This window comes from Streptomyces sp. SirexAA-E (assembly GCF_000177195.2).
In the GTDB taxonomy this organism is placed as follows: domain Bacteria; phylum Actinomycetota; class Actinomycetes; order Streptomycetales; family Streptomycetaceae; genus Streptomyces; species Streptomyces flavovirens.
The window spans coordinates 7,249,610-7,272,716 of record NC_015953.1 but is presented as its reverse complement, the minus strand read 5'-3'; the positions used below and the strand labels follow the sequence as shown (position 1 = coordinate 7,272,716).

Below are 23,107 nucleotides of genomic sequence, written 5' to 3'. Positions count from 1 at the left end.
AGTTCACGGGGCAGGAGTGGCCCATGTCCGATGAACCCAACGGCCCTTCCCTTCCGAAGGAGCGCGGAGCACTCTCCGCAGGTGTGATCGCCTACCTGCGGGGTGACGGAGCTCTGCCCGATCCCGCCGAGGCCCGGGACGCCGATCCCTACGGCGACGACCTCCAGCTCGCGCTCTATGTGTGTTACGAGCTGCACTACCGGGGTTTCGCCGGTGTGCGGCCGGAGCTGGAATGGGACCCGCCGCTGCTCGCCGTACGCGCGGCGCTGGAGCAGCGCTTCCTCGATGCCCTGCGGCGTGACGCCACGACGACGGAGCCGCTGGACGACGTACTGGCGGATCTGCAGGTGGAGCCGGTGCACGGGACCGGGGTGTCGTGGTTCCTTCAGGAGCGGGGCGAGCTGCGGCACCTGCGCGCGTACGCCGTCCAGCGTTCCCTGTACCACCTCAAGGAGGCCGATCCGCATGCCTGGGTGCTGCCGAGGCTGAGCGGGCGGGCCAAGGCGGGGATGGCGGCGATCGAGTACGACGAGTTCGGGGCTGGACGGGCCGACCGCGTCCACGCGCAGCTGTTCGCGGACCTGATGTCCGATCTGGGCCTGGACGCCACCTACGGCCGGTATCTCGACGAGGGCTGCGCCCCGATGCTGGCGCTGGTCAATCTGATGTCGCTGTTCGGTCTGCACCGGCGGCTGCGCGGTGCGCTCGTGGGCCACTTCGCCGCCGTCGAGATCACCTCCTCGCCCGCTTCCCGGCGCCTGGCCCGGGCCATGAAGCGGACGGGGGCGGGGCCCGCGGCGGAGTTCTTCTACACCGAACACGTCGAGGCGGACGCCGTGCACGAGCAGGTGGTGCGCCGTGAGGTCGTCGGCGGGCTGCTCGAACAGGAACCCGAACTGGCGCCCGACATCGCGTTCGGCGTGACGGCGACCGCCTTCGTGGAGGACCGGTTGGGCGACCGCCTGCTGGCCGACTGGCGGGCCTGACCGCCGAGGGCACCCCGGAAGTGGTGGCCGGACCCGGTCCGGCGGAGTCTTGAACCAGACGTGTGCACCCACCCGTCGCGAGGAGTAGCGGATGTCCGCAGAAGTGATCGAGGAATCAACCCGTCCGGCCCGGCTGGTGACCCTGCCCGGCGTCTACGCACCCCAGCACGACACACACCTGCTGATGGCGGCCGTGAACCGCGAGGAGATCGGGCCGGGCACCGACGTCCTGGACCTCGGGACCGGCAGCGGGGCGCTCGCCCTGCACGCCGCGCAACGCGGCGCGCGCGTCACGGCCGTGGACGTCGCCCGGCGGGCGGTGATGACCGCGCGGCTGAACGCGCTGATCCGCAGGCGGCGGATCAGCGTGCACCGCAGTGATCTGCTCTCGGCCCTGCCCGGCAGGTCCTACGACCTGGTCATCTGCAACCCGCCCTACGTCCCCTCCCCGCTCGGCAGGCTCCCCGCACACGGCGCCGCACGGGCCTGGGACGCGGGCTGCGACGGACGGGCGGTCCTGGACCGTGTCTGCGAGGCGGCTCCGGCGGCCCTGCGCCCGGGCGGCCGTCTGCTGATGGTCCACTCCGGCCTGTGCGACAGCGGCACGACGGTGCGCCGGCTGTCGGAGGCCGGGCTGCTCGCCGAAGTCACCGAACGCGCCCGTGTGCCGCTGGGCCCCGTCCTGCGGTCCCGGCTGCGGTGGCTGAGGGAGACGGGGCTGATGGACGAGGCCGACACGACCGAGGAGCTGGTGGTCATCCGTGCCGAACAGCCCTGAACGGCCTCGTCGGATCCAACTGGCCGACGAAGGGCCGCTACTGGTCGAAGGACCGGTGGAGGTCGTGTGTGCCGACGGTCGGGTGGCCGTCTCGGACCGGTTCGTCGTGGCCCTGTGCACCTGCCGGCGGAGCCGGATGTACCCGTGGTGCGACACCAGCCACCGACGACGTACCCAGCGTGAGGAGAACAGCGATGCCGAACGAAGCCGGACGGCCGAACGATCCGACGACCGCACACCCCCGGCCCGACTTCCCCGGTCAGGAACAGGATCCGCCGGGCCGGACGGAAGCGATGGACCCGCGACCCGATCACGGTGAGGACAGCTACCGGGGCAGCGGGCTGCTCGACGGCCGCCGGGCCGTGATCACCGGTGGCGACTCCGGCATCGGCCGGGCCGTGGCGCTGGCCTACGCCCGCGAGGGCGCGGACGTCCTGTTCAGCCACCTGCCCGACGAGGAGGAGGACGCGCAGGAGACGACGCGGCTGATCGAGTCGGCGGGCAGGCGCGCGGTGCCCGTGACGTGTGACATCCGGGACGAGCGGGAGTGCCGTGCCCTGGTGGAGAGGGCCGTGTCGGAGTTCGGGCGGATCGATGTCCTGGTCAACAACGCCGCGTACCAGATGTCCCGGCCGGAGGGCATCGCGGCCATCTCCACCGAACAGTTCGACCGGGTCGTCCACACGAACCTGTACGGGATGTTCTGGCTGTGCAAGATGGGGCTGCCGCACATCCCGTCCGGTGGCTCCATCATCAACACCACCTCGGTGCAGGCCTACAAGCCGAGTCCGCACCTGCTGGACTACGCGATGACGAAGGGCGCCATCGTCACGTTCACGCAGGGGCTCGCGCAGACGCTCGCCTCGGACGGCATCCGGGTGAACGCCGTCGCCCCGGGCCCGGTGTGGACCCCCCTCATCCCGGCGACCATGCCCGACACCACGGAGTTCGGGAAGCAGAGCCCCCTCGGACGTCCGGCCCAGCCGGCCGAGCTGGCTCCCGCGTACGTGTTCCTCGCCTCCTCCCGGGCGAGTTACATCACCGGCGAGATCATGAACGCCACCGGCGGCACGCCGCTTCCCTGAGCCGGCACCAGCAGAGAGACGGAAGGCGGAACCACATGCCGCACGCGGCCCTGTTCGACGTCGACGGCACCCTCGCCGACACGAATCACCTCCATGTCACCTGCTGGTGGGAAGCCTTCCGCCAGGCGGGGCACCGGGTGGCGATGCGTGACATCCACCAGGCCATCGGGCTGGGTTCCGGCGACCTCATCACCCATCTCCTCGGTGCGGACGTGGACGAGGAGGAGGTCGAGCGGATCGGCGCCGCGCACAAGACCCTGTACGCCACCTACTTCGACCGGCTGGCCGCCTTCGAGGGCGCCGGGGACCTGTTGCGCGCCCTGGCGGGACGCGGTCGGCGCATCGTGCTGGCGACATCCGCGAGCGGGGGCGAGCTGGACGCGCTGCGGGCCGCCGTCGACGCGGACGACGTCATCGCGGGCACGGCGAGTTCGGACGACGTCTCCGAAGGCAAACCCGCGCCGGAACCCGTGGAGAACGCGTTGGACATCGCGGGCTGTTCCGCCGCCGAGGCCGTGTTCGTGGGCGACTCCGTGTGGGACATGCGGGCGGCGACACGGGCCGGGGTACCGGCCGTCGCCGTGCTCTCGGGCGGTATCTGCCGCAGCGACCTGGAGGAGGCCGGAGCGGTGGCGGTCTACCAGGACGTGGCCGATCTGCTGGCCCGCCTCGACAGCAGTCCGTTCGCCCGGACGGAGTAGCGCACCCCCTCTCCCACCACGGCGCGCCGGTCCCGGCGGGCCGTCCTACGCTGGCAGGCGCGGGAGGCATCCGCCCCGCCGCCCGAAGCCGGAGGAGCCCATGGCTGTACGGCAGAAGCTGATCAGGAAGAGCCCGGAGGCCGTCTGGGCGGTCCTTTCCGACGGTGACAGTTACGAGCACTGGGTCGTCGGTCCCTCGGAGTCCGAGCCCGCGGACGGCCGGTGGCCCGAGGTCGGTTCGACCCTCGTCTACACGGTGCGGATCGGACCCTACGAGCTCCACAACAAGACGGTCGTCCGCCGCTGCGAACCACCCCGGATCCTGGAACTCGAGGTGGACAGCGGGCACCTGGGCACCGCGAGGGTCGCCTTCGAGGTCCGCCCCTGGGGCGAGAACACCCTGCTCCTCGTCGACGAACACCCCCTGCGGGGCGCGGGGGCGGCGCTGCACAACGTCGCCGTGGACGCGGTCATCCAGCTGCGTCACCGGGCCATGCTGAACCGGCTGGCCAAGTATTGCGAAACCGGGGGGTGTTGAGCCGTGCCGGATGCCGTGGTGATCGGAGCGGGGCCCAACGGGCTGGTCGCGGCCAACCTCCTGGCCGACGCGGGCTGGAGCGTGGAGGTCCTGGAGGCACAGGACGTCCCCGGTGGCGCCGTACGCCATGACCGGGGGGTCGATCCGGCGTACGTCAGCGACGTGTTCAGTGCGTTCTATCCGCTGGCCGCCGCCTCGCCCGTACTCGCCGGGCTGCGCCTGCACGAGCACGGGCTGCGGTGGAGCCACGCGCCCCAGGTGCTGGCCCATCCGCTGCTCGACGGCCGGTGCGCCGTGCTGAGCCGGAACGTCGAGGAGACCGCGCGGTCCCTGGAGGCGTTCGCCCCAGGGGACGGCGATGCGTGGCGGGCCCAGGTCGACGTCTGGGAGAAGGTGCGGGCCCCGCTGCTTGACGCGCTGTTCACTCCGTTCCCGCCGGTGCGCGCCGGAGCGCGGCTCGCCGCCGCCGTGCGAGGAGCGGGCGGTCTGCGTCTGGCCCGGACCATGCTGCTGCCGGTGCGGCGGCTGGGCGAGGAGGAGTTCGCCGGGGAGGGCGGGCGGCTGCTGCTCGCCGGCAACGCCCTGCACGCGGACCTGGCGCCGGAGGCCGCGGGCAGCGGGGGGTTCGGCTGGCTGATGACGATGCTCGGCCAGACGTACGGCTTCCCGGTCCCGCTCGGCGGTTCCGGGGAGCTCTCGTCCGCGCTGGTGCGGAGGCTGGAGAGCCGCGGCGGGACGCTGCGGTGCGGTGAGCGGGTGACCGGAGTCGTCGTACGCGGCGACCGGGCCGTGGCCGTACGCACCGCCGGCGGGGAGACCGTGCCCGCACACCGGGCCGTGCTGGCCGACGTGTCCGCTCCCGCCTTGTACGGCGAGCTGGTCGATCAGCGGCACCTGCCCGGCCAGCTCCTGGCGGACCTGCGCAGGTTCCAGTGGGACTTCGCCACCTTCAAGGTCGACTGGGCGCTGGACGGGCCGGTGCCCTGGTCCGCCGAGGGGGCGGCCTCCGCCGGAACCGTGCACGTCGCGGACGGGGTCGACGCGCTCACCCGGTTCGCCTCGCAGCTCTCCATGGGACAGGTGCCCGACCGCCCGTTCGCGCTGTTCGGGCAGATGACCACCGCCGACCGCACCCGCTCCCCGGCGGGTACCGAGTCGGCGTGGGCGTACACCCATGTGCCCGGCCGGGTCCGGGGTGACGCGGGGGACGACGGCCTGACCGGGTCCTGGGACCGGCGGGAGGAGGAAGCGATGGCCGACCGGGTGGAGGCCCAGGTCGAACGGATCGCCCCCGGCTTCCGGGCCCGTGTCAAGGCCCGCCGTGTCCTGTCCCCCACGACGATGGAGAACATGGACGCCAATCTCCGGGCCGGGGCGATCAACGGCGGGACGACCGCACTCCACCAGCAGCTGGTGTTCCGGCCGACACCGGGCGCGGGGCGACCGGAGACTCCGCTGAAGGGGCTGTTCCTCGCTTCGGCCGCAGCGCATCCCGGCGGGGGCGTGCACGGTGCTCCCGGCGCCAACGCGGCGCGGGCGGCGCTGCGAGGTCATCGGCGGGGGCTCGTGCCGCGGGTGCAGCGCGCCCTCGCCCGGCCCCCCGAGCACTCCTCCCCCTGACCGTCCGGACGCGGCCGCGTCGTCGCGGCCGCGTCCGGTTCCCTCAGCCCTCGGTCCGCGGCCGGCTCCGCGTCGCCCCGCGCAGCCGGCGCAGCGCGGCCTGCAGGCGCGGGTGGCGCTCGTGCAACTGCGCCGAACGGCGGTCGAGCTCCTCGAAGATGCGTTCGGTTCGCTTGTCGATGTCGAGTTCGTCCAGGATGCGGTCCACCTCGGCGAGCAGGGCCCCGTGGAGCTGCCACTGCCTGGGGTGTTCCTGCACGTCCTCCAGCAGCAGGTCGGCCACCCGGTCGCGTGTCTCGCGGCTGCGGACGAGAGCTTCGGCGAGCCGTTCCTCGGCCTCCTCGCCGCTCGCGGCGATCGGGGTCGTGATCATCACCGCGAAGCCCTCGACGGCGTCGGACATGTGGCCGAACAGTTCCCGCAAGGACACGGCCACGTCCTGCGGGAAGAGCTCCTCCTCGGTACGCGCCTTGGCCAGGTCGGTCAGGGTGCGGGTCAGCACCCGCAGCACCACGGCGCAGATCTCCAGCGTGTCGAGTCCGGTCCGCAGGACCACCCGGTGCAGTACCCGCTGGCGGACACGGGGATTGAGCGTCAGGCTCTCCTCGGCCTGCCGCAGCGAGGCGTCGACCTCCACGATGTCGTGGTCCAGCCGCCGGGCCTCGTGCAGACGTGCGGCGGCCTCCCCGACCGGCTGGTTGCCCTCGATCTCCTCACCCAGCGCCTGGAACATCCTCCCCATCCGCTTCCCGAGACCGCCGATGGAGGCACCGGCCGTCTGGACCCAGACCGGCGGCGCGAACAGGAGATTGAACAGCAGTCCGACCCCCGCACCGATGAGCGTTTCGTACACCCGCTCCAAGGCGGTGTCGGCGACCTGGGAGACGCCGAGGACGAGCATCGCGCTGATGGCCACCTCCGGCACGAACTCGTTGACCCTGACGAGGCGCCCGATGAGCAGCGAGGTGAAGATCGTCAGGCCCAGGCTCCACCAGCTCAGCCCTACCAGGGAGCTGAACCCACTGGCGATCAGTACGCCGACGACGACCGCGTTGACTCGTCGGATCCCCGTGGTGAGGGTCGCGTAGAGGGTCACCTGCACGACGAGCAGGGCGGTGAGGGGCGCGGTCAGTGGCGCCGGGTGCGGATCGGGCAGGGCCCACTCGGCCACCACGAACGAGATGACGGCCGCGGTGGTGGATCTCAGCACCTGCGCCGCGGCCGGCTCGGTGGTGCGTTGTACGAGTTTGACGACGGGGGCGGATACTCCAGGCATTCCTTGACCGTGCCCCGATCCGCGCGACCCCACCGCATCTCGGCCGGTCAAACTCCGTACGGACGTACGCGCACGCGCCTCGCGCACCTGCGATGCGGACGAGGCGGTTCAGGAGGATGGTGGAGGTATGGCTATCTCACCCACCACCCCGATCACACCGCCCCTCAGGCGCGGACTCACTCCCCCGGGCGAGACACCTCCGGCCGAGGGCTCCATCAGCGAGGCGCACGTCGAACGCGCGGACGGCGGCATCTGGGAGCATCCCGTCTTCTGGGCGGCCTTGGTGCTGTTCGGCTCGCTGATCGTCGCCGGCTACTTCGTGGCCCGCGTCTTCGGGTTCACGTGAGCAGCCGCGAGACGCTGGACGCGCTGCTGGAGGAACACGGCACCACGTACGCCGAGGAGGCGGGAATCCGGTTGCGGGACACCCCGCAGCCCCTGTACCAGCTCTTGGTGCTCAGCCACCTGTTGAGTGCGCGGATCCGTGCCTCGGTGGCCGTGGCGTCGGCGCGGGCGCTCTTCTCCCACGGGATGCGCTCGCCGCGCCGGATGGCCGACGCCACCTGGCAGCAACGGGTCGACGCGCTCGGCGAGGGCGGGTACCGCAGGTACGACGAACGGACCGCGACCCAGCTGGGCGACGGCGCCGAGCTGCTGCTCGACGCGTACGGCGGCGACCTGCGGCGGCTGCGCGGGGACGCCGACGGGGACACGGACGCGCTGCGCTCGGGCCTCCGGCGCTTCCCGGGGATGGGTCCGGCGGGCGCGGACATCTTCCTGCGTGAGGTGCAGGCCGTGTGGCCGGAGGCCGCCCCGTATCTCGACTCGAAGGCTCTCCAGGGCGCGGAACGGCTGGGGCTTCCCACCTCGCCGACCGGGTTGCGTCGGCTGGCCGACGGCCGGGAGCCGGCGGTGCTCGCCGCCGCGCTCGTGCGGGCGGCGTTGGACAAGGACGTCGTGGACTCCGTCCGTCCAACCGGCTGAGCGGGTCGGTCAGCGCGGAGGCCTCGGCCTGCCGGGCTTCGTCGAGCGTCCCTCCACCAGGGCACGCCTGATCTGGGCGGCACTTGCCCGTGCGTGGTCGGAGGCGGCGGTGCGGTCGGCCGTCGCCGGGACGAAGCGGTGGGTGGGGTGCATGCAGTGCCGGCACGGGGTGTCGGTGGAGATCAGGTATCCGTCCTCGCACTGCGGCTCGGTGCAGCGCCCGGGACCCACGAGGGCCTCGGCGATCTCCTCCGGCGCCCAGCGGCGGCGGCCGTCCTCGTCCTTCTCGTGGAGGGCGTGGGACCAGCGGACGTTCCATCGGCGCTCCACCCGCTCCAGGAGCTGGTCGGCGGTGCGGCGGCCGAGCTCCTGGTGGACCAGGTCGGGCACGGACCGCGGGGTGCGGTGCCCGAGCGCCTGGAGCAGAGGTTGCGGAAGGGCCTGGAGCACATAGCCGACCGGATCGCGGCCGGCGCGCTCCTTCCACCTGCGGCACGAACAGGGACCTTCCGCGGGGGAGAGCTTCCCGCAACGGCCGCAACGGCCGCGGCACTCGCCGCAGAGCCCTTCGTCGAGGCCGTCCAGGTGGGGCGCGGGGGCCCGGCCGCACTCACGGCAGCAGGAGGCGCAGTACCCGCAGAGACGCTCGTCGCCCTGCCTCGTCGACCACTGGCGCTGCTGGCAGCGGCAGCACAGGGCGCTGTTGCAGTACTCGTGGTGGGCGGCGCCCGAATGCCGTCCGGGGGGCGGGAATGACATCGCTGCGTTCTCCAGGTGCGTGGCGGGGACGTTCGGCTCCCCGCCCGGTCGACGTGGGCCGCTCGGGCCCCGCGCTCGACGTTACCGCTCCGCGCGGCCGGGCGCGGTGCGCCCCGTGCACACCCGTCATTTTCGCGCACTCCTGGGTGCGCGGGGTCAGGGGTGGAGGCCGCTGACCACGTCCGCGGTGGCGGCGATCCCCTCGTGGATGGTAGGCGCCATGCTCGTGCTCGCGAGGAGGAAACCCAGCATGGCGCAGACGATCGCGTGCGAGAGCTTGAGGCCTCCGTTCCGCAGGAAAACCGCTGCGAGGAACAGCAGAAGCAGCACGAGCGAGATCGAGACAACCATGGCCAGCCTCCTCTGCCGCGCCGAATTTGCGGCATTTGGCCGCCAGTGTGGCGTAGCGGGGAGGCCGTCCGGCGCACTGGCGCGTGCGCCGAACGGGTGTTGACGCACGGTGACGGGCCACGCGTCTCCCGCGCGGGTCGGTGGAGATCGCGGCCGTGCCGTTCCCGGCGGCGCAGGAACGTTTCGGGGGCCGTCGGGTCGTCGGTGTCGAGACGGTCATCGCCCGCCACGAGCAGTTCGGTCCGTACGGCGTCCCGCTCCGGCCCCGGTGTGTCGGGAATGCCCTGGACCCTGGCGGCCGGCGGGTCGAGGTACCCCTGGACACGCCGGAGCCGGGGGCGCGCCTCGTGGCGGCGTACCCCCGGCTCCCGTCGCGGTGACGGACGGCCGCTACGGGGCGGGCAGCTCCACCAGCGCGGCGACGGCCTCCCGGTGGCGCCCCGCGCTCCCGTACGCGAGCGAGTCCGCCTTGGCCCGCTTCAGGTAGAGGTGGGCCGGGTGCTCCCAGGTCATGCCGATGCCGCCGTGCAGCTGGACGCACTCCTCTGCCGCGTGGACCGCGACCTTCGAGCAGTAGGCCTGGGCCACCGCCACCGCGAGCGGTGCGTCGGGGCTGCCGGTCGCCAGCGCGTCGGCCGCGTTGCGGGCGGCGGCCCGGGCGGAGACGACCTCGAGCCAGAGCTGGGCCATCCGGTGCTTGAGCGACTGGAAGGAGCCCACCGGCCGGTTGAACTGGTGGCGTTCGCGGGTGTGGCGGACGGTCTCGGTCAGGCACCATTCGGCGAGACCGAGCTGCTCGGAGGCGAGCAGTCCGGCGCCGGTCAGCAGTCCGCGGGCGACAGCGGTCGCCGCGGGCCCGGACTCCGCGAGGAGGGCGCCGGAGGCGCCGCCGAGAGTGACCGTGGCGAGCGGACGGGTCAGGTCGAGCGGGACGAGCGGTTCGACGGTGACGCCCGGACCGGCGCTCTCCACCGCGTACAGACCCTCGGCCGTGGGGACCAGCAGCACATCGGCCGCCGCCGCGTCGGCGACCCCGGTCACCGTCCGTTCGAGGGTTCCGGTCAGGGCGGCCGTGGCGTCGGCGGCGGGTGTGGCGAACGGCAGGGCGAGAACGGCGGTCCTGCGTCCGGCCGCCAGATCCGCGAGGAGCCCGGCCGCCGGGCCCTCCCGCACGTCGAGGGCGAGCAGGACCTCGGTGGCGACCACCGCACTGGTCAGATAGGGGGCCGGCGCGACGCTGCGGCCCAGCTCCTCCAGCACCACGGCGGCCTCACGGTGGCTCGCGCCCTGCCCCCCGAACTCCTCCGGGACCAGCAGCCCCGCCGCCCCGATGCCACCGGCGAGGGACTCCCAGAGCTGCTGGTCGTACGGCGTGTCGGACTCGGTGGCGGCGATCACGGTGGGCGCGTCGGCCCGGGCGGCGAGCAGCGCCCGGACCGCCGAGCGGAGGTCCTCCTCAGCCTCGGAGTAGAGCAGGTCGGGGGCCTGGGCCTGCGGTGCCGCGGGTCCGGTCTGTGTGCTCATCGGGCGAGGTCCTTCCAGGCGACGTCCTTGTCGTTGCGCGGTTCGGCGGGCAGTCCGAGGACGCGCTCGGCGACGATGTTCAGCAGGATCTCGCTCGTGCCGCCCTCGATGGAATTGCCCTTGGAGCGCAGATAGCGGTACCCGGCGTCGCGTCCGGTGAAGTCAACGGTCTCCGGACGGCGCATGGTCCAGTCGCTGTACAACAGACCTTCGTCACCCAGGAGTTCGACCTCCAGACCGCTGATCTCCTGGTTGAGGCGGGCGAACGCCAGCTTCATGCCCGAGCCTTCGGGGCCGGGCTGCCCGGCGACGAGCTGCTGGCGCAGCCGTTCGCCGGTGAGGCGGGCGACCTCGGCCTCCACCCAGAGGGTGAGCAGCCGCTGGTGGAGGTCGTGGGTGCGCAGGGCGGGCCGCTCGCGCCAGGTCCTGGCGACGGTGCCGATCATGCCGCCCTCACGCGGGATGCGGGCACCGCCGATCGAGACGCGCTCGTTCATCAGGGTCGTCCGGGCGACCTTCCAGCCCTCGCCGACCGGACCGAGTCGCCTGCTGTCGGGGATGCGCACGCCGGTGAGGAAGACCTCGTTGAACTCGGCCTCGCCGGTGATCTGGCGCAACGGCCGCACCTCGACGCCCGGGTCGGTCATGTCGCAGATGAAGTAACTGATGCCGCGGTGCTTGGGGACGTCCGGGTCGGTACGGGCGATGAGGATCGCCCAACGGGCCAGGTGGGCGCTGGAGGTCCACACCTTCTGTCCGTCCACCACCCAGTCGTCGCCGTCGCGCACGGCACGGGTGCCGAGCGCCGCGAGGTCGGACCCGGCGCCGGGCTCACTGAACAGCTGGCACCAGACCTCCTCCCCCACCCACAGGGGGCGCAGGAAGCGCTGCTTCTGCTCGTCGGTTCCGTAGCCGAGGACGGTCGGCGCGGCCATGCCGAGACCGATGCCGATGCGGCGGGGGTCGTTGTCCGGCGCCTGGGCGGCGGCCAGTTCGGTGTCCACGACCACTTGCAGGGAGCGGGGTGCGTCGAGACCGCCGAGACCGACGGGGTAGTGCACCCAGGCCAGTCCTGCGTCGAAGCGTGCCCGGAGGAAGGCGGTGCGCCCGGTGGTGGCCGGCGGATGGGCGGCCAGCAGTTCCCGGGTGCGCCGGCGGACGTCGGCCGCGTCGGTCGTCGCGCTCACCGGTCACCTCCTTCCGGCAGGACGACGATCCGTCCGGTGCTGGTGCCGTCGGCGACCCGCTGGACGGCGTTCGCGGCTTCGGCCATCGGGACGCGCTCGCTGACCAGGGGCTTGACGACGCCTTGGGCGGCGAGCCGGGTGAGCTCGTCGTGACAGGCGCGGACCGCGGCCGGGTCCTTCGTGTTGTACAGGCCCCAGTGGAGGCCGACGATCGAGTAGTTCTTCACCAGGGCGTGGTTGAGGCCCGGGGCGGGGATGTCCCCGCTCGCGAAGCCGACGACCACCACCCGTCCCTCGAACGCGATGCACTTCACGGACTTGGCGTAGGCGTCCCCGCCGACGGGGTCGTAGACGACGTCCGCGCCGCGTCCGCCGGTGGCCTCCTTCACCGTCGCGACGATGTCCTCGCTGCGGCGGTCGATGACCAGGTCGCAGCCCAGCCTGCCGGCGATGGCGGCCTTCTCCGGTCCGCCGACGACTCCGATCACCGTGGCGCCGGCGGCCTTGCCGAGCTGGACGGCCGCGCTGCCCACACCGCCCGCCGCCGCGTGGACGAGGAGCGTCTCCCCCGGCTGGAGGCGGGCCCGGCGGTGCAGTCCGAACCAGCCGGTCTGGTAGCCGATGTGCAGGGCGGCGGCCTCGGCGTCGTCCAGGGCGTCGGGCGCGGGCAGCAGTGCCGCCTCGTCGGCCACGACGTACTGGGCGAGTCCGCCCGCGGGCAGGGCCGGCGTGGCGAGCACCCGGCGGCCGTCCTCGCTCTCGCCGCAGATCTCCACGCCGGGGGTGAACGGGAGCGGGGGCCTGACCTGGTACTGGCCCCGGCAGAGCAGCGCGTCGGGGAAGTTGATGTTCGCCGCGCGCACCTTGAGCAGCACCTGCCCCGCGCCCGGGGTGGGCCGGTCCGTCTCCTCGAGCACCATCACCTCGCCCGGCTCGCCGTTCCGGTGCACTCGCCATGCCTGCATGAGGGGCCTCCAAGACCGTCGGCATTACCACTGCTCCGGCGCATACTAAGCGGTCGCTTGCTCCTGTGGGAACACTTTCGGCGCGGTCGGCCGGTGTGCGTTCAGGACCGCTTCGGCCTGGCCCGCACGTGCATGCGCTCCCCCTGGGGCCCGAAGAGACTCAGGTATTCCGCCGGCTCGTCACCCGCGGGTCCGAACCAGTGCGGCAGCCTGGTGTCGAACTCGGCGGCCTCTCCCGGCCCCAGCACCAGGTCGTGGTCGGCGAGGCGCAGCCGCAGCCGTCCCGAGAGCACGTAGAGCCATTCGTATCCCTCATGGGTGCGCTGTTCACAGGGCGCCTCGTCCTTCTTCTCGTGGACGACCTTGTACGCCTGGAGCCCGCCGGGCCTGCCGGTCAGCGGGAGCGACGTCTTCCCGCCGTGCACGATGGGCTTGGCCCTGACCCGCGGGTCGCCGGGGGGCGGCGCCCCCACCAGGTCGTCGAGCGGCACCTCATGGGCGCGGGCGATGGGGAGCAGCAGTTCGAGACTGGGGCGCCGGCCGCCGGACTCCAGCCGGGAGAGCGTGGACACGGAGATGCCGGTGGCCTCGGCGAGCGCGGCGAGCGTCACACCCCGGTCCTTGCGCAGTCGGCGCAGCCGGGGGCCGACCCCGGTGAGTACGGCGTCGAGCTCGGGGTCTTCCTGACTCTTTTCCTTCATCCGCCCATTGCAGAATCGGCAAAGGGCTTTGTCAATTCCGGGCGTTCGGCCGTGCCCCGGAAGGCCCGGCGGTACGCGTGCGGGCTGGTGCCCACCACCCGCTTGAAGCGGTCCCGGAAGGCGGTCGGCGAGCCGAAGCCGACCTGCCCGGCGATACGGTCCACGGAGTGCGGCGTCGTCTCCAGAAGGTGCTGGGCCCGGCGGATCCGCGCCCGGTGGAGCCACTGGAGCGGGGTGGTCCCGAGCTGGTCCCGGAATCGGCGGTTCAGGGTCCGGGTGCTCATGCCGGCCCGGTCCGCGATGTCGTCCAGGCAGAGCTCCCGGCCGGCGTTCTCCTCCAGCCACCGCAGGAGCGGTTCGAGGCCGGCGCCGCCCGGCGCGGGTGGCTGGGTGTGCACGATGAACTGGGCCTGGCCGCCCTCGCGTTCCAGCGGCATGACGGAGAGCCGGGCGGCGTCGGCGGCCACCGCGGAGCCGTGGTCGCGGCGGATCATGTACAGGCAGAGGTCGAGCCCGGCGGCGGCTCCGGCGGAGGTGAGGAACTGGCCGTTGTCGACGTACAGCACGTCGGGGTCGACGTCGACGTGCGGGTGGCGGGCCGCCAGCAGTCCGGCGGCGGCCCAGTGGGTGGTGGCGCGCAGACCGTCGAGCAGTCCGGTGGCGGCCAGCACGAGTGCCCCGGCGCAGACGGAGGCGATGCGGGTCCCGGCGGCGGCGGCCCGGCGCAGCCCTTCGAGGATTTCGGGCGGGACCGGTCGGGTGGGGTCGGCGACGCCGGGGACGATCACGGTGTCGGCGTCGGCGAGCGCGTCGAGCCCGTACGGAGCGCGCAGGGCGAACGCGCCCGCGTCCACCTCGGCCGCGGCGGCGCAGACCCGCACCCGGTAGGCGGGGCGGCCGTCCGGCAGCCGGGCCCGCCCGAAGACCTCGACCGGCGTCGACAGGTCGAAGGCGATGACGCCGTCGAGAGCGAGTACGGCCACGGTGTGCATGACGTCATCCCCTCAGATGCCCGGATCCGGCCGTCGGCCCCGACCTGGCACCCGGCGCCGCGGGACAAGGCTATGCGCAGGTCGGACGGGCCATGACGGCCCTGGCGGGAATCCGTTGGAAGCTGTCACTTTCGCCACTCCCCGGGGGCTGGCGAGCCGCTTAGCGTCGGTGGCGGCCGCATCCGGACCCGATGGACGCGGCATCGCGCACCGCGGGACCGCTGCCCGCCCCGACCGTGCGGCGGGCACCGGCCGCCACCTCCGTGCCGCTCCGCCCACCCGACCTGAAAGTCCTGTCCCGTGACCAAGTTCCTCCTGGCCGTGCACGTACTGGCGGCGATCGTCGCCGTCGGCCCCGTGACCGTGGCGGCCAGCATGTTCCCGCCCGCCGCCCGGCGGGCCCTCGCCCACCCACAGGACGCCCGGGCGACCGCCGTCCTGGAGACCCTGTACCGCATCTGCCGCGTCTACGCGGGCGTCGGCATCGCCGTCCCCGTCTTCGGCTTCGCCACGGCGAGCGGTCTCGGAGTCCTGGGCGACGCCTGGCTCATCACCTCCGTGGTGCTCACCGCGTCGGCGGCCGCCGTGCTGGCCCTGCTGGTCCTGCCGCGCCAGCACACACTGCTGTCGGCCACCGGCCCGGACGCCCCGGCGCTGACGCGTCGGCTCGGCATGTACACCGGCCTGTTCAATCTGCTCTGGGCGACGGTCACCGTGCTCATGATCGTCCGCCCCGGCTCCACGACGGGGGCATGACCGTGCGTGCGCTGCGGATCGCGGCTCGCGCCGAGCTCCTGTCCCTCCTCGTCCTGCTGGCCAACCTGGTGACGGTGCACCTGCCGGCGGTCTCCTCGCTCGCCGGGCCGGTGCACGGCTGCGCCTACCTCCTCGTGGTCGTCCTGGTCTTCCGCACGCCCGGCGCGAGCGGTGCGGCGAAGGGTTGCGCGCTGCTGCCGGGCGTGGGCGGGCTGCTCGCGCTCCGTTCGCTCGGGCGGCCTCCCGCGCGGGCCTGACACCCGCCCGGCGTCATCGCGCGAAGACCTCGAAGGTGACGGCCGGGCGACCACCGAAGCGTTCGGCGGCCGCCTCGGTCATACCGGTCAGAAGGGTCCGGCAGTACGCCTCGGGGTCCTCGTCCGTCAGGACCTCGATGTACGTCCGGTGGGAGAGCAGCGAGCGCACCGACCGTTCGAACCCGGCGGTCGCGTCGACCGCGTGGGTGGGCCGGTCGGTGCCCGCGACGGCGACCCAGCGCACCCCGTCCCACGGTTCCAGCCCCTGCTCGGTCAGCTCGGGGAAGATCCAGCGGTTGCCCGCGTCACCCGCGGCGTCCAGGGTGGCGCGGCCGACCGCACGGTGGTCGGGGGTGTTCCAGGTGGCACCGCCCCAGGTGTCACGGTGGTTGAGGGTGATGACCAGCTCGGGCCGGTGGCGGCGGACGGCCGCCGCGATGTCGCGGCGCAGCGCCGTACCGTATTCGATCACCCCGTCGCGGTGGTCGAGGAACTCCACGGTGCCAACGCCCACGGCGGCGGCGCTCGCGCGCTGTTCCCGCTCCCGCAAGGGGGCGCACTCCTGGGGGGCGATGGTGTCGATCCCTGCCTCTCCGCGGCTCGCGAGGAGGTAGGTGACCTCGCGGCCTTCGTCTGTCCAGCCGGCGACGGCCGCCGCGCAGCCGTACTCCAGGTCGTCGGGGTGGGCAACGACCGCGAGCGCCCGCTGCCAGTCGGTGGGCATGGGTTCCAGCTGCTGTGTCATACCCCGCAGGTTATCGAGGGGGGTGTGCCGCATTCCGGAGGCGGATCAGGGCAGGGGAGCCGGAGGACCCTGCGGTCGGGCCGCCACGCGCGAGCCACCGCCGGGGGACATACCCCTAGGGGTATTCTTCAGGTCCGGGGCGGACGGACCGACGGCAGAGTTCCGGCCCTCTCCCGCCCCGGCGAACGAAAGGAACCCGCTCGTGACAAGCCCCGCCACTCTCTCCCCCGCCCAGGCCGCAGCCCGTCTGGAGGAGTTCACCGTCATCGACGTGCGGGGGCCCGGCGAGTACGCCTCCGGGCATGTGCCCGGCGCCCTGAACGTCCCGCTCGACCGCCTCCCGGAGGCGGTACCCGCTCTGAAGTCCGCCTCGGCCCGAGGTTCCCTGCTGGTGGTGTGCGCCTCCGGCGTGCGCTCCACCCGGGCCTGCGAGATCCTCGCCGACGCCGACATCGAGGCCACCACGCTGGCCGGTGGGACCTCCGCCTGGGAGAGCGACGGGCACGGCCTGGACCGGCCGGAGGGTGCCCGGGCCACCTGGCCGTTGGAGCGCCAGGTGCGGCTGGCCGCCGGTTCACTGGTGGTGGCCGGGCTGCTGGCGGGCCGGCGCCTGCCCGCCGCGCGCTGGCTCTCGGCGGGCATCGGCGCGGGCCTGGTCTACTCCGCGGTGAGCGACACCTGCGGCATGGCGGCGGCACTGTCCAGGCTCCCGTACAACCGCGCGCCGCATGCCGAAGCGGACCTGGACGCGACGCTGGACGCCCTCCAGCGCTGACGCCCCGTCGGTGCGAAGGCGGCTACCGGTCGCTCTCGCCCCGCACGAGGGCGAGCAGCCGGTCCAGCACACGGGGGCCGCCCGCGCGCAGCCCGTCGTGCTCGAACTCGCTGGTCACCCAGGTGCGCAGGCCCCGGATCGAGGCGGCGGTGCGCAGCGCGTGACCCGTGTCCACGTACATGTCGTCGTGGTAGACGGCCGCGGCGACGGGCACCTCGTTGGCCGCGAGCCGGGCGGTGTCGTACAGGGCGGGCCAGTCGGTGCGGGCGGCGAGCAGCTCGGCGGTCTCGCGCAGCGGGCGCAGGGCGGGGTCGACCTCGAAGTGCCAGGGGTGGATGCTCTCGCCGGTGAACAGGACGGGCCCTCGGCCGGCCAGTGAGGCGGCGGCGTCGAACTGCGGGAACTCGGCGCGGACCCGTTCGGCGGACCAGCCGGTGGGCCGCTCGCCCTGGCCGTAGATCGCCTCGTGCATCAGGGCGTACAGCGGGTGGCCGGCGAACGAGGTGGCCGTCCGCACGGCCTCCTGGAAGGTGTCGGAGAGCTCGGTGCCGTGCGGCCCGGTGACGAAGGCGTTCTCCAGGAGGTGGTGGAGCTGATGGCTGCCGGTGCCGCCGCCCAGCAGGATGCCGAGCGACTGGAAGCCCTCGGGGGTCAGACGGTGGCCCGCGCTGTCGGAGCGGTGCTCGGCGAGGTACGCGGTGATCGCGCGGGCCCGCTCGACGTCCTGCGGGTAGTGGGCGTAGTGCGCGGCGACCTTGCGTTCGATCCGGGGGTACGCCGCCCGGTAGACGTCGTCGGCGTGCGCGTCCAGGGACGGCAGTCCGCCCGTGATCAGGACCTGTTCCAGCCCCTCGGGGGCGGCCGAGAGGTAGCGGACGGCACAGAAGCCGCCGAAGGACTGCCCGAGGACGGTCCAGGGCGCGCCCCCGGTGAGCTGCGGGCGGATCAGCTCGCAGTCGCGGACGATGCTGTCCGAACGGAAGTGGGCCAGGTAGTCGGCCTGCTCGCGGGGGCCGCCGCGCAGTGGCAGGGTCTGGCGGTTGGCCGGGGTGGACAGTCCCGTCCCGCGCTGGTCCAGGAGCAGCACCCGGAACTCCTGCACGGCCCGGCCGAGCCAGGCCTCGGTGCCGACGAAACGGCGGGCGCCGAATCCGGGGCCGCCCTCCAGGTAGACCAGCCAGGGCAGGCTCTCGTCCGCCTTGGACGCCGCGACGGCTTCCCGGGCGAAGATCTCGATCTCCTCGCCGCCCGGGTCGTCGTGGTCGAGCGGGACCGTGAACCGGTGGTCGGTGAGGACGAGGCCGGGGTGGCGAAAGCTGTGCAAGGGGGCTCCTGTTTCCGATGGTTCCCGGACAGTTCAGCACACCGCCGTGACCCGGTCGGTCCCGGCCCGTGTGCACGGGGCTCCGGCGACTCCTACCGTGCACACATGATCCGGTTCGAGCAGGTCGGCAAGGTCTATCCGGACGGGACCAGCGCGGTCGACGGGCTGACCTTCGAGGTCGAGAAGGGCGAGCTGGTCACGCTCGTCGGCCCGTCGGGCTGCGGGAAGACCACCACGATGATGATGGTGAACCGGTTGATCGAGCCGACGTCGGGCCGGATCCTGGTGGACGGCGAGGACATCTCCACGGTCGACCCGGTGCGGTTGCGCCGCCGGATCGGCTATGTGATCCAGCAGGTCGGCCTCTTCCCCCACCGGACCGTGCTGGACAACACCGCGACCGTGCCGGCCCTCGTCGGCTGGAAGCGCGACCGGGCGCGCCGACGGGCGGCGGAGCTGCTGGACCTGGTGGGCCTGGACCCGAAGACGTACGGCCCGCGCTATCCCTCCCAGCTCTCCGGCGGGGAGCGCCAGCGGGTGGGCGTGGCCCGGGCGCTGGCCGCGGACCCGCCGGTGCTGCTGATGGACGAACCGTTCGGCGCGGTGGACCCGGTGGTGCGCGAGCGCCTGCAGAACGAGTTCCTGAGGCTCCAGTCGACGGTCAGGAAGACCGTCCTGCTGGTGACGCACGACATCGAGGAAGCGGTCCGGATGGGAGACCGTATCGCGGTGTACGGGAAGGGGCGGATCGAGCAGTACGACCGTCCGGGCGCGGTCCTCGGCACCCCGGCGACACCGTATGTGGCCCAGTTCGTCGGCGCCGACCGCGGCCTGAAGCGGCTCTCGGTCACCGCGATCGAGCCGGAGGACCTGGAGGAGCCGCCGACCGCGCACGTGGGCGAGCCCGCGCGGGCCGCCGCCGAACGGCTCACCGGCCTGGGGGCGCGCTGGGCCGTCGTCCTGAACGAGGAGGGTGACCTGCACGGCTGGGTGGCGGCGGACGCCCTGCACGGTGCCGGGGGCGGCGGGACGGTGGGTGACCTGGCCCGGCGCATGGACGCGTGGGTCCCCGTCGGCGCCCCGTTGAAGCAGGCCTTCAGCGAGATGCTCCAGCACGACGCCGGATGGGTGGCGGTGCTCGACGGGGCACGCTTCCTCGGAGTGCTCACCCCGGCGAAGCTGCACGAGGCTCTCCGGCGGTCGGTCGACGCGGACGCGCGGGGCGTGGGCCGCGGCGAGGTCAGCTTCGACTCGGTCGCCGACGCCTGAGCGTCCCGTCACAGGCACAACAGTGAGCAGCGCTTGCCTTTAACCCGCGCTTGCAACTATTGTCTACGCCTGTAACCACCGCACGCAGATCGGTTCGGCCGATCCCAGGAAGGACGCACCATGCCCTCCTCCCCCACCGTCACGCTCAACAACGGCACGACCGTCCCGCAGCTCGGATTCGGCGTCTTCCAGGTCCCCGACGAGGAGACCACGGCCGTGGTGACCAGTGCACTGGAAGCGGGCTACCGCTCCATCGACACCGCCGCCGTCTACGGCAACGAGGCCGGCGTCGGCCGCGCGCTGGCCCAGTCCGGGATACCCCGCGACGAGCTGTTCGTCACCACCAAGCTGTGGAACGACGACCAGGGCCACGACGCGACGCTCGCCGCCTTCGACGCGAGCCTGGACAAGCTCGGCCTCGACCACGTCGACCTCTACCTCATCCACTGGCCCACGCCCGCCCGCGACCTCTACCTCGACACCTGGCGCGCCTTGGAGAAGCTGGCGGCCGACGGCCGGATCCGGGCGGCCGGCGTCTCCAACTTCCAGCCGGCCCATCTGCGGAGGCTGATCGACGCGTCATCCCTCCTACCGGCCGTCAACCAGATCGAGCTGCACCCGGGCCTCCAGCAGAACGAACTGCGCGCCCTGCACGCCGAGCACGGCATCGCCACCGAGGCGTGGAGCCCGCTCGCCCAGGGCGCGCTGCTCGACGACGAGGTGCTGGTCTCCCTCGCGGAACGCCACGGGAAGACGCCGGCCCAGGTGGTCCTGCGCTGGCACCTCCAGCTCGGCAACGTCGTGATCCCCAAGTCGGTCACGCCCGCCCGCATCCGGCAGAACATCGACGTCTTCGACTTCGAGCTGTCGGACGCCGACATGGCGGCGATCGCGGGCCTGGACCGCGGCATGCGCACCGGACCGGACCCCGACACGCTCAACTGAGCGAGTCGACCGGGCCACTGACACGCCGTCGGGCGCACCCGCGAGGCCGGGCGGCATCCCCCGCGCAGGACGACTGCCACTCATCTGCCGCGCCGGTAACTGCTTCCGTCCCTGGGGCGTACGAGGAAGCCGGCGACCACCAGATAGCGGCGCAGCGCCGAGCAGTCCTCGTGCACGGTACGCAGCGCGTCGTTCACCTCGCGCTCGGTGTAGGCGCGGTCGCGCTCGAACAGGGTCTCGGCCAGGTGCGCCAGCAGCTGTTCACGCCGGGCGGGCTTGCGCGGGATCGCCGTCAGGCGCCCTCGCGAGAAGAGCGCGGCCACCTGGTGCGAACCGCGGGTATCGGTGTCGGACATGCCGGAAGCGTGGCAGGGCCGGGGTGGCGGGGCAACCCGATTTCCCCGGCCCGCCCACCCTCTTGACCGGCCTCTCCCCCGAAGCCTAGGTTTCCGTGGGAAAGCGCTTGCTATCCGGTGGGCGCCACCTCTCTCCGCCTCAGGGGGTGTTCGTCATGCCCGGCCAGGGTTCCGGCCGTGGGCCGGTACGGGTCGCGATCGTCGGTACGGGCGCGATCGCTCGCGTCGGCCATCTGCCCGCGCTGACCGCGCTCGCCGCCGAACAGCCGCTGGAGATCGTCGCCGCGGTCGACGTGGCCCAGGCCGCGGTCGATGCCTTCTGTGCGGAGGCGGGCATCCCCCACCCGTACACCGACCTCGACCGGATGCTCGCCGAGCAGCGGCCGGACCTGGTCTCGCTCTGCACCCCGCCGAGGTTCCACCGCGACCAGGCCGTGGCCGCGCTGCGCGCCGGGGCGTGGGTGTGGTGCGAGAAGCCTCCGTGCCCGTCGCTGGAGGACTTCGACGCGATCGAGGCGGCGGAGGGTCCAGGGGGCGGTGGCCCGTACGCGGCGATCGTCTTCCAGCACCGCTTCGGCTCTGGCGCCGGGCATGTGCGGGAGCTGCTGGCGCGACAGGCTTTGGGACGACCGCTGGTGGCCCACTGCCAGACCACCTGGTACCGCGACGAGGCGTACTACTCCGTCCCCTGGCGCGGGGGTTGGGACAGCGAGGGCGGCGGTCCCGCGATGGGGCACGGCATCCACCAGATGGATCTGCTGCTCGATCTGCTGGGGCCGTGGGCGGAGATCCACGCGATGGCCGGGCGGCTGGTGCACGACGTCGAGACGGAGGACGTCTCCACCGCGCTGGTCCGCTTCCGGAGCGGGGCGATGGCCACGGTCGTCAACAGTGTGCTCAGCCCGGACGAGGTCAGCCGGATCCGCATCGACTGCGAGCGCGCCACGGTCGAGCTCACCCACCTGTACGGACACCGCAACGCGGACTGGCGGATCACCCCGGCCCCCGGCGTGCCTGACGGACTCGCCTCGTCCTGGACGGATTTCGGCGCCGACGTGCCCAGCTCGCACGAGGCGCAGCTGCGCGGCCTTCTCGCGGACCTGCGGGCCGGCCGTCGGCCGCGCAGCAGCGGTGGTGACGGCCGGAAGAGCCTCGAACTGGTCGCCGCCCTCTACAAGGCGGCCTTCACCGGCGCCACGGTGCGGGCCGGCGAGATCGTCCCCGGTGATCCGTACTACAGCGCCCTGCACGGCGACGCCCCCGGCTGGGCGCCCGCACCGCCGCCGACCGCGGAGGCCACGGCGTGACGGACCAACTGGAGCTCGTCCACCATCACGGTGACCACCTGGCGGTGTCGGTCGCGGGCGGGACGGAACTGCTGCGCTACGTCTACCGGCCGGAGGCCGCCTGGGAGGCTCCGAAGCCGTACGTCCACCCGCTGCGCACCCTGGCCGGCCAGGTGGTGACGGACTACCGGCCCCACGACCACCGCTGGCACAAGGGCCTGCAGATGACCGCCTCGCATCTGTCGGGCCAGAACCTCTGGGGCGGCAACACCTACGTCCACGGCGAGGGGTATCTCGCGCTGCCGGAGCGCGTCGGTTCGATGGCGCACGCGGGCTTCGACGAGGTGTCCGTGGACGACGTCGGGGCCCGCTTCACCGAGCGGCTGACCTGGCATCCGTACGGTGGCGGCCTCTGGGCCGTGGAGACGCGCCGGATCGAGGTGCACGACGTCGACCCGGCGGACGGCAGCTGGGCACTGACCTGGTCGACCGCCGTCACGAACCGGCGCGCGGAACCGCTGCGCTTCGGCAGTCCGACGACGCACGGCCGTCCCGACGCGGGGTACACCGGGCTGTTCTGGCGGGGGCCCCGGGCCTTTCGTGACGGGCGGATCCTGGGGCCGGACGCGGAGGGGCCGGAGCTGATGGGACGTCAGGCGCCGTGGTTGGCGTACTGCGGGGAGACGGACGGGGCCGACGGACACGCGACGCTGGTCTTCGCCCATTCCCCCGGCAACGACCACACCGGCGAGGGCGGCGGGCACCCGGCGCACTGGTTCGTGCGTGACTCCCCGTTCGCGGCCGTCGCGCCCTCGCTCGCCTTCCACGAGGAGCTGGTCCTGGAGCCGGGCGCCACGCTGGCCCGCCGCTACCGGGTGCTGGTGGCGGACGGGGTCTGGGACCGCGAACGCGTCGCGTCCCGGGTCGGCGCGTTCCTCTGGTAGGCG

Annotated in this window: 26 protein-coding genes and 1 pseudogene; 16 read left to right on the top strand and 11 right to left on the bottom strand. The window is 73.0% G+C overall.

Features of this window, described 5'->3' with window-relative positions; genetic code table 11:
• Positions 1-23: 23 nt before the first annotated feature.
• The 7 genes and pseudogenes from SACTE_RS31805 to SACTE_RS31780 all read left to right on the top strand — a co-directional run bounded on the left by SACTE_RS31805 (position 24) and on the right by SACTE_RS31780 (position 5,708).
• Positions 24-986, top strand: coding sequence for an iron-containing redox enzyme family protein (locus SACTE_RS31805; protein WP_014050132.1), 963 nt, complete (start codon positions 24-26; stop codon positions 984-986).
• A 91-nt stretch (positions 987-1,077) separates the two neighbouring features.
• The gene (locus tag SACTE_RS31800; protein WP_014050131.1) at positions 1,078-1,764 is read left to right on the top strand and encodes a HemK2/MTQ2 family protein methyltransferase; all 687 of its coding nucleotides are present in this window, start codon (positions 1,078-1,080) and stop codon (positions 1,762-1,764) included.
• A pseudogene (locus SACTE_RS33585) lies at positions 1,748-1,936 on the top strand (CDGSH iron-sulfur domain-containing protein); the annotation flags it as partial. The gene SACTE_RS31800 and the pseudogene SACTE_RS33585, both read left to right, overlap by 17 nt.
• A 22-nt stretch (positions 1,937-1,958) precedes the next feature.
• Positions 1,959-2,849, top strand: a complete 891-nt coding sequence (locus tag SACTE_RS31795) for an SDR family oxidoreductase (protein ID WP_014050130.1) — start codon at positions 1,959-1,961, stop codon at positions 2,847-2,849.
• A 35-nt stretch (positions 2,850-2,884) separates the two neighbouring features.
• A complete protein-coding gene (locus SACTE_RS31790) occupies positions 2,885-3,550 on the top strand; it encodes an HAD family hydrolase (protein ID WP_014050129.1) in 666 nt (221 codons plus the stop codon).
• 100 nt (positions 3,551-3,650) lie between these two features.
• Positions 3,651-4,088, top strand: coding sequence for an SRPBCC family protein (locus tag SACTE_RS31785; protein WP_014050128.1), 438 nt, complete (start codon positions 3,651-3,653; stop codon positions 4,086-4,088).
• Between the two features lie 3 nt (positions 4,089-4,091).
• Positions 4,092-5,708 (top strand): NAD(P)/FAD-dependent oxidoreductase, encoded by a 1,617-nt coding sequence (locus SACTE_RS31780; protein WP_026359225.1) that lies wholly within the window; start codon positions 4,092-4,094, stop codon positions 5,706-5,708.
• A gap of 43 nt (positions 5,709-5,751) precedes the next feature.
• On the opposite strand, the gene SACTE_RS31775 is transcribed toward SACTE_RS31780, so the two are convergent.
• Positions 5,752-6,984: an aromatic acid exporter family protein gene (locus tag SACTE_RS31775; protein ID WP_014050126.1), complete on the bottom strand. Its 1,233-nt coding sequence runs from the start codon at positions 6,982-6,984 to the stop codon at positions 5,752-5,754.
• A gap of 127 nt (positions 6,985-7,111) precedes the next feature.
• Between SACTE_RS31775 and SACTE_RS31770 the strand changes: the two genes are divergently transcribed.
• Together SACTE_RS31770 and SACTE_RS31765 are read left to right on the top strand one after the other, a co-directional pair.
• Positions 7,112-7,330 (top strand): DUF6480 family protein, encoded by a 219-nt coding sequence (locus SACTE_RS31770; protein ID WP_014050125.1) that lies wholly within the window; start codon positions 7,112-7,114, stop codon positions 7,328-7,330.
• The gene (locus SACTE_RS31765) at positions 7,327-7,968 is read left to right on the top strand and encodes an endonuclease (protein WP_014050124.1); all 642 of its coding nucleotides are present in this window, start codon (positions 7,327-7,329) and stop codon (positions 7,966-7,968) included. The genes SACTE_RS31770 and SACTE_RS31765 overlap by 4 nt, the downstream gene beginning before the upstream one ends.
• A 9-nt stretch (positions 7,969-7,977) precedes the next feature.
• On the opposite strand, the gene SACTE_RS31760 is transcribed toward SACTE_RS31765, so the two are convergent.
• The 7 genes from SACTE_RS31760 to SACTE_RS31725 form a co-directional block, all read right to left on the bottom strand.
• Positions 7,978-8,727, bottom strand: coding sequence for a hypothetical protein (locus tag SACTE_RS31760; RefSeq protein ID WP_014050123.1), 750 nt, complete (start codon positions 8,725-8,727; stop codon positions 7,978-7,980).
• 156 nt (positions 8,728-8,883) lie between these two features.
• Entirely contained in the window at positions 8,884-9,078 is a 195-nt protein-coding gene (locus SACTE_RS31755) for a hypothetical protein (RefSeq protein ID WP_014050122.1), read from the bottom strand.
• A 390-nt stretch (positions 9,079-9,468) separates the two neighbouring features.
• Positions 9,469-10,602, bottom strand: a complete 1,134-nt coding sequence (locus SACTE_RS31745) for an acyl-CoA dehydrogenase family protein (RefSeq protein ID WP_014050120.1) — start codon at positions 10,600-10,602, stop codon at positions 9,469-9,471.
• Positions 10,599-11,789, bottom strand: coding sequence for an acyl-CoA dehydrogenase family protein (locus SACTE_RS31740; RefSeq protein ID WP_014050119.1), 1,191 nt, complete (start codon positions 11,787-11,789; stop codon positions 10,599-10,601). The genes SACTE_RS31745 and SACTE_RS31740 overlap by 4 nt, the downstream gene beginning before the upstream one ends.
• Positions 11,786-12,754: an NADPH:quinone oxidoreductase family protein gene (locus tag SACTE_RS31735; RefSeq protein ID WP_014050118.1), complete on the bottom strand. Its 969-nt coding sequence runs from the start codon at positions 12,752-12,754 to the stop codon at positions 11,786-11,788. The genes SACTE_RS31740 and SACTE_RS31735 overlap by 4 nt, the downstream gene beginning before the upstream one ends.
• Before the next feature lie 101 nt (positions 12,755-12,855).
• A complete protein-coding gene (locus SACTE_RS31730) occupies positions 12,856-13,455 on the bottom strand; it encodes an XRE family transcriptional regulator (protein ID WP_014050117.1) in 600 nt (199 codons plus the stop codon).
• Positions 13,452-14,447 (bottom strand): helix-turn-helix domain-containing protein, encoded by a 996-nt coding sequence (locus tag SACTE_RS31725; protein WP_014050116.1) that lies wholly within the window; start codon positions 14,445-14,447, stop codon positions 13,452-13,454. The genes SACTE_RS31730 and SACTE_RS31725 overlap by 4 nt, the downstream gene beginning before the upstream one ends.
• Positions 14,448-14,747: 300 nt before the next feature.
• On the opposite strand from SACTE_RS31725, the gene SACTE_RS31720 reads away from it, so the two are divergent.
• Complete coding sequence (locus SACTE_RS31720; RefSeq protein ID WP_014050115.1) at positions 14,748-15,203, top strand: membrane protein; 456 nt, start codon at positions 14,748-14,750, stop codon at positions 15,201-15,203.
• Positions 15,200-15,460, top strand: coding sequence for a hypothetical protein (locus SACTE_RS31715; RefSeq protein ID WP_014050114.1), 261 nt, complete (start codon positions 15,200-15,202; stop codon positions 15,458-15,460). The genes SACTE_RS31720 and SACTE_RS31715 overlap by 4 nt, the downstream gene beginning before the upstream one ends.
• Positions 15,461-15,473: 13 nt before the next feature.
• Here SACTE_RS31715 and SACTE_RS31710 read toward each other — a convergent pair whose 3' ends face one another.
• Positions 15,474-16,205 (bottom strand): PIG-L deacetylase family protein, encoded by a 732-nt coding sequence (locus tag SACTE_RS31710; protein WP_019993732.1) that lies wholly within the window; start codon positions 16,203-16,205, stop codon positions 15,474-15,476.
• Between the two features lie 202 nt (positions 16,206-16,407).
• On the opposite strand from SACTE_RS31710, the gene SACTE_RS31705 reads away from it, so the two are divergent.
• Complete coding sequence (locus tag SACTE_RS31705) at positions 16,408-16,980, top strand: rhodanese-like domain-containing protein (protein WP_014050112.1); 573 nt, start codon at positions 16,408-16,410, stop codon at positions 16,978-16,980.
• Positions 16,981-17,002: 22 nt separating this feature from the next.
• On the opposite strand, the gene SACTE_RS31700 is transcribed toward SACTE_RS31705, so the two are convergent.
• The gene (locus SACTE_RS31700) at positions 17,003-18,304 is read right to left on the bottom strand and encodes an alpha/beta fold hydrolase (protein ID WP_014050111.1); all 1,302 of its coding nucleotides are present in this window, start codon (positions 18,302-18,304) and stop codon (positions 17,003-17,005) included.
• Positions 18,305-18,409: 105 nt separating this feature from the next.
• On the opposite strand from SACTE_RS31700, the gene SACTE_RS31695 reads away from it, so the two are divergent.
• Together SACTE_RS31695 and SACTE_RS31690 are read left to right on the top strand one after the other, a co-directional pair.
• A complete protein-coding gene (locus tag SACTE_RS31695) occupies positions 18,410-19,573 on the top strand; it encodes an ATP-binding cassette domain-containing protein (RefSeq protein WP_014050110.1) in 1,164 nt (387 codons plus the stop codon).
• A 120-nt stretch (positions 19,574-19,693) separates the two neighbouring features.
• On the top strand, positions 19,694-20,518 hold the full coding sequence (locus tag SACTE_RS31690) for an aldo/keto reductase (protein WP_014050109.1): 825 nt from the start codon (positions 19,694-19,696) through the stop codon (positions 20,516-20,518).
• Positions 20,519-20,598: 80 nt separating this feature from the next.
• Here the strand turns inward: SACTE_RS31690 and SACTE_RS31685 are convergent, their stop codons facing one another.
• Positions 20,599-20,874, bottom strand: coding sequence for a DUF2087 domain-containing protein (locus SACTE_RS31685; RefSeq protein ID WP_014050108.1), 276 nt, complete (start codon positions 20,872-20,874; stop codon positions 20,599-20,601).
• Positions 20,875-21,029: 155 nt separating this feature from the next.
• On the opposite strand from SACTE_RS31685, the gene SACTE_RS31680 reads away from it, so the two are divergent.
• Together SACTE_RS31680 and SACTE_RS31675 are read left to right on the top strand one after the other, a co-directional pair.
• Positions 21,030-22,181 (top strand): Gfo/Idh/MocA family oxidoreductase, encoded by a 1,152-nt coding sequence (locus SACTE_RS31680; RefSeq protein ID WP_014050107.1) that lies wholly within the window; start codon positions 21,030-21,032, stop codon positions 22,179-22,181.
• Positions 22,178-23,104, top strand: coding sequence for a PmoA family protein (locus SACTE_RS31675; RefSeq protein WP_014050106.1), 927 nt, complete (start codon positions 22,178-22,180; stop codon positions 23,102-23,104). Before SACTE_RS31680 ends, SACTE_RS31675 begins: the two co-directional genes overlap by 4 nt.
• Positions 23,105-23,107 lie beyond the last annotated feature (3 nt).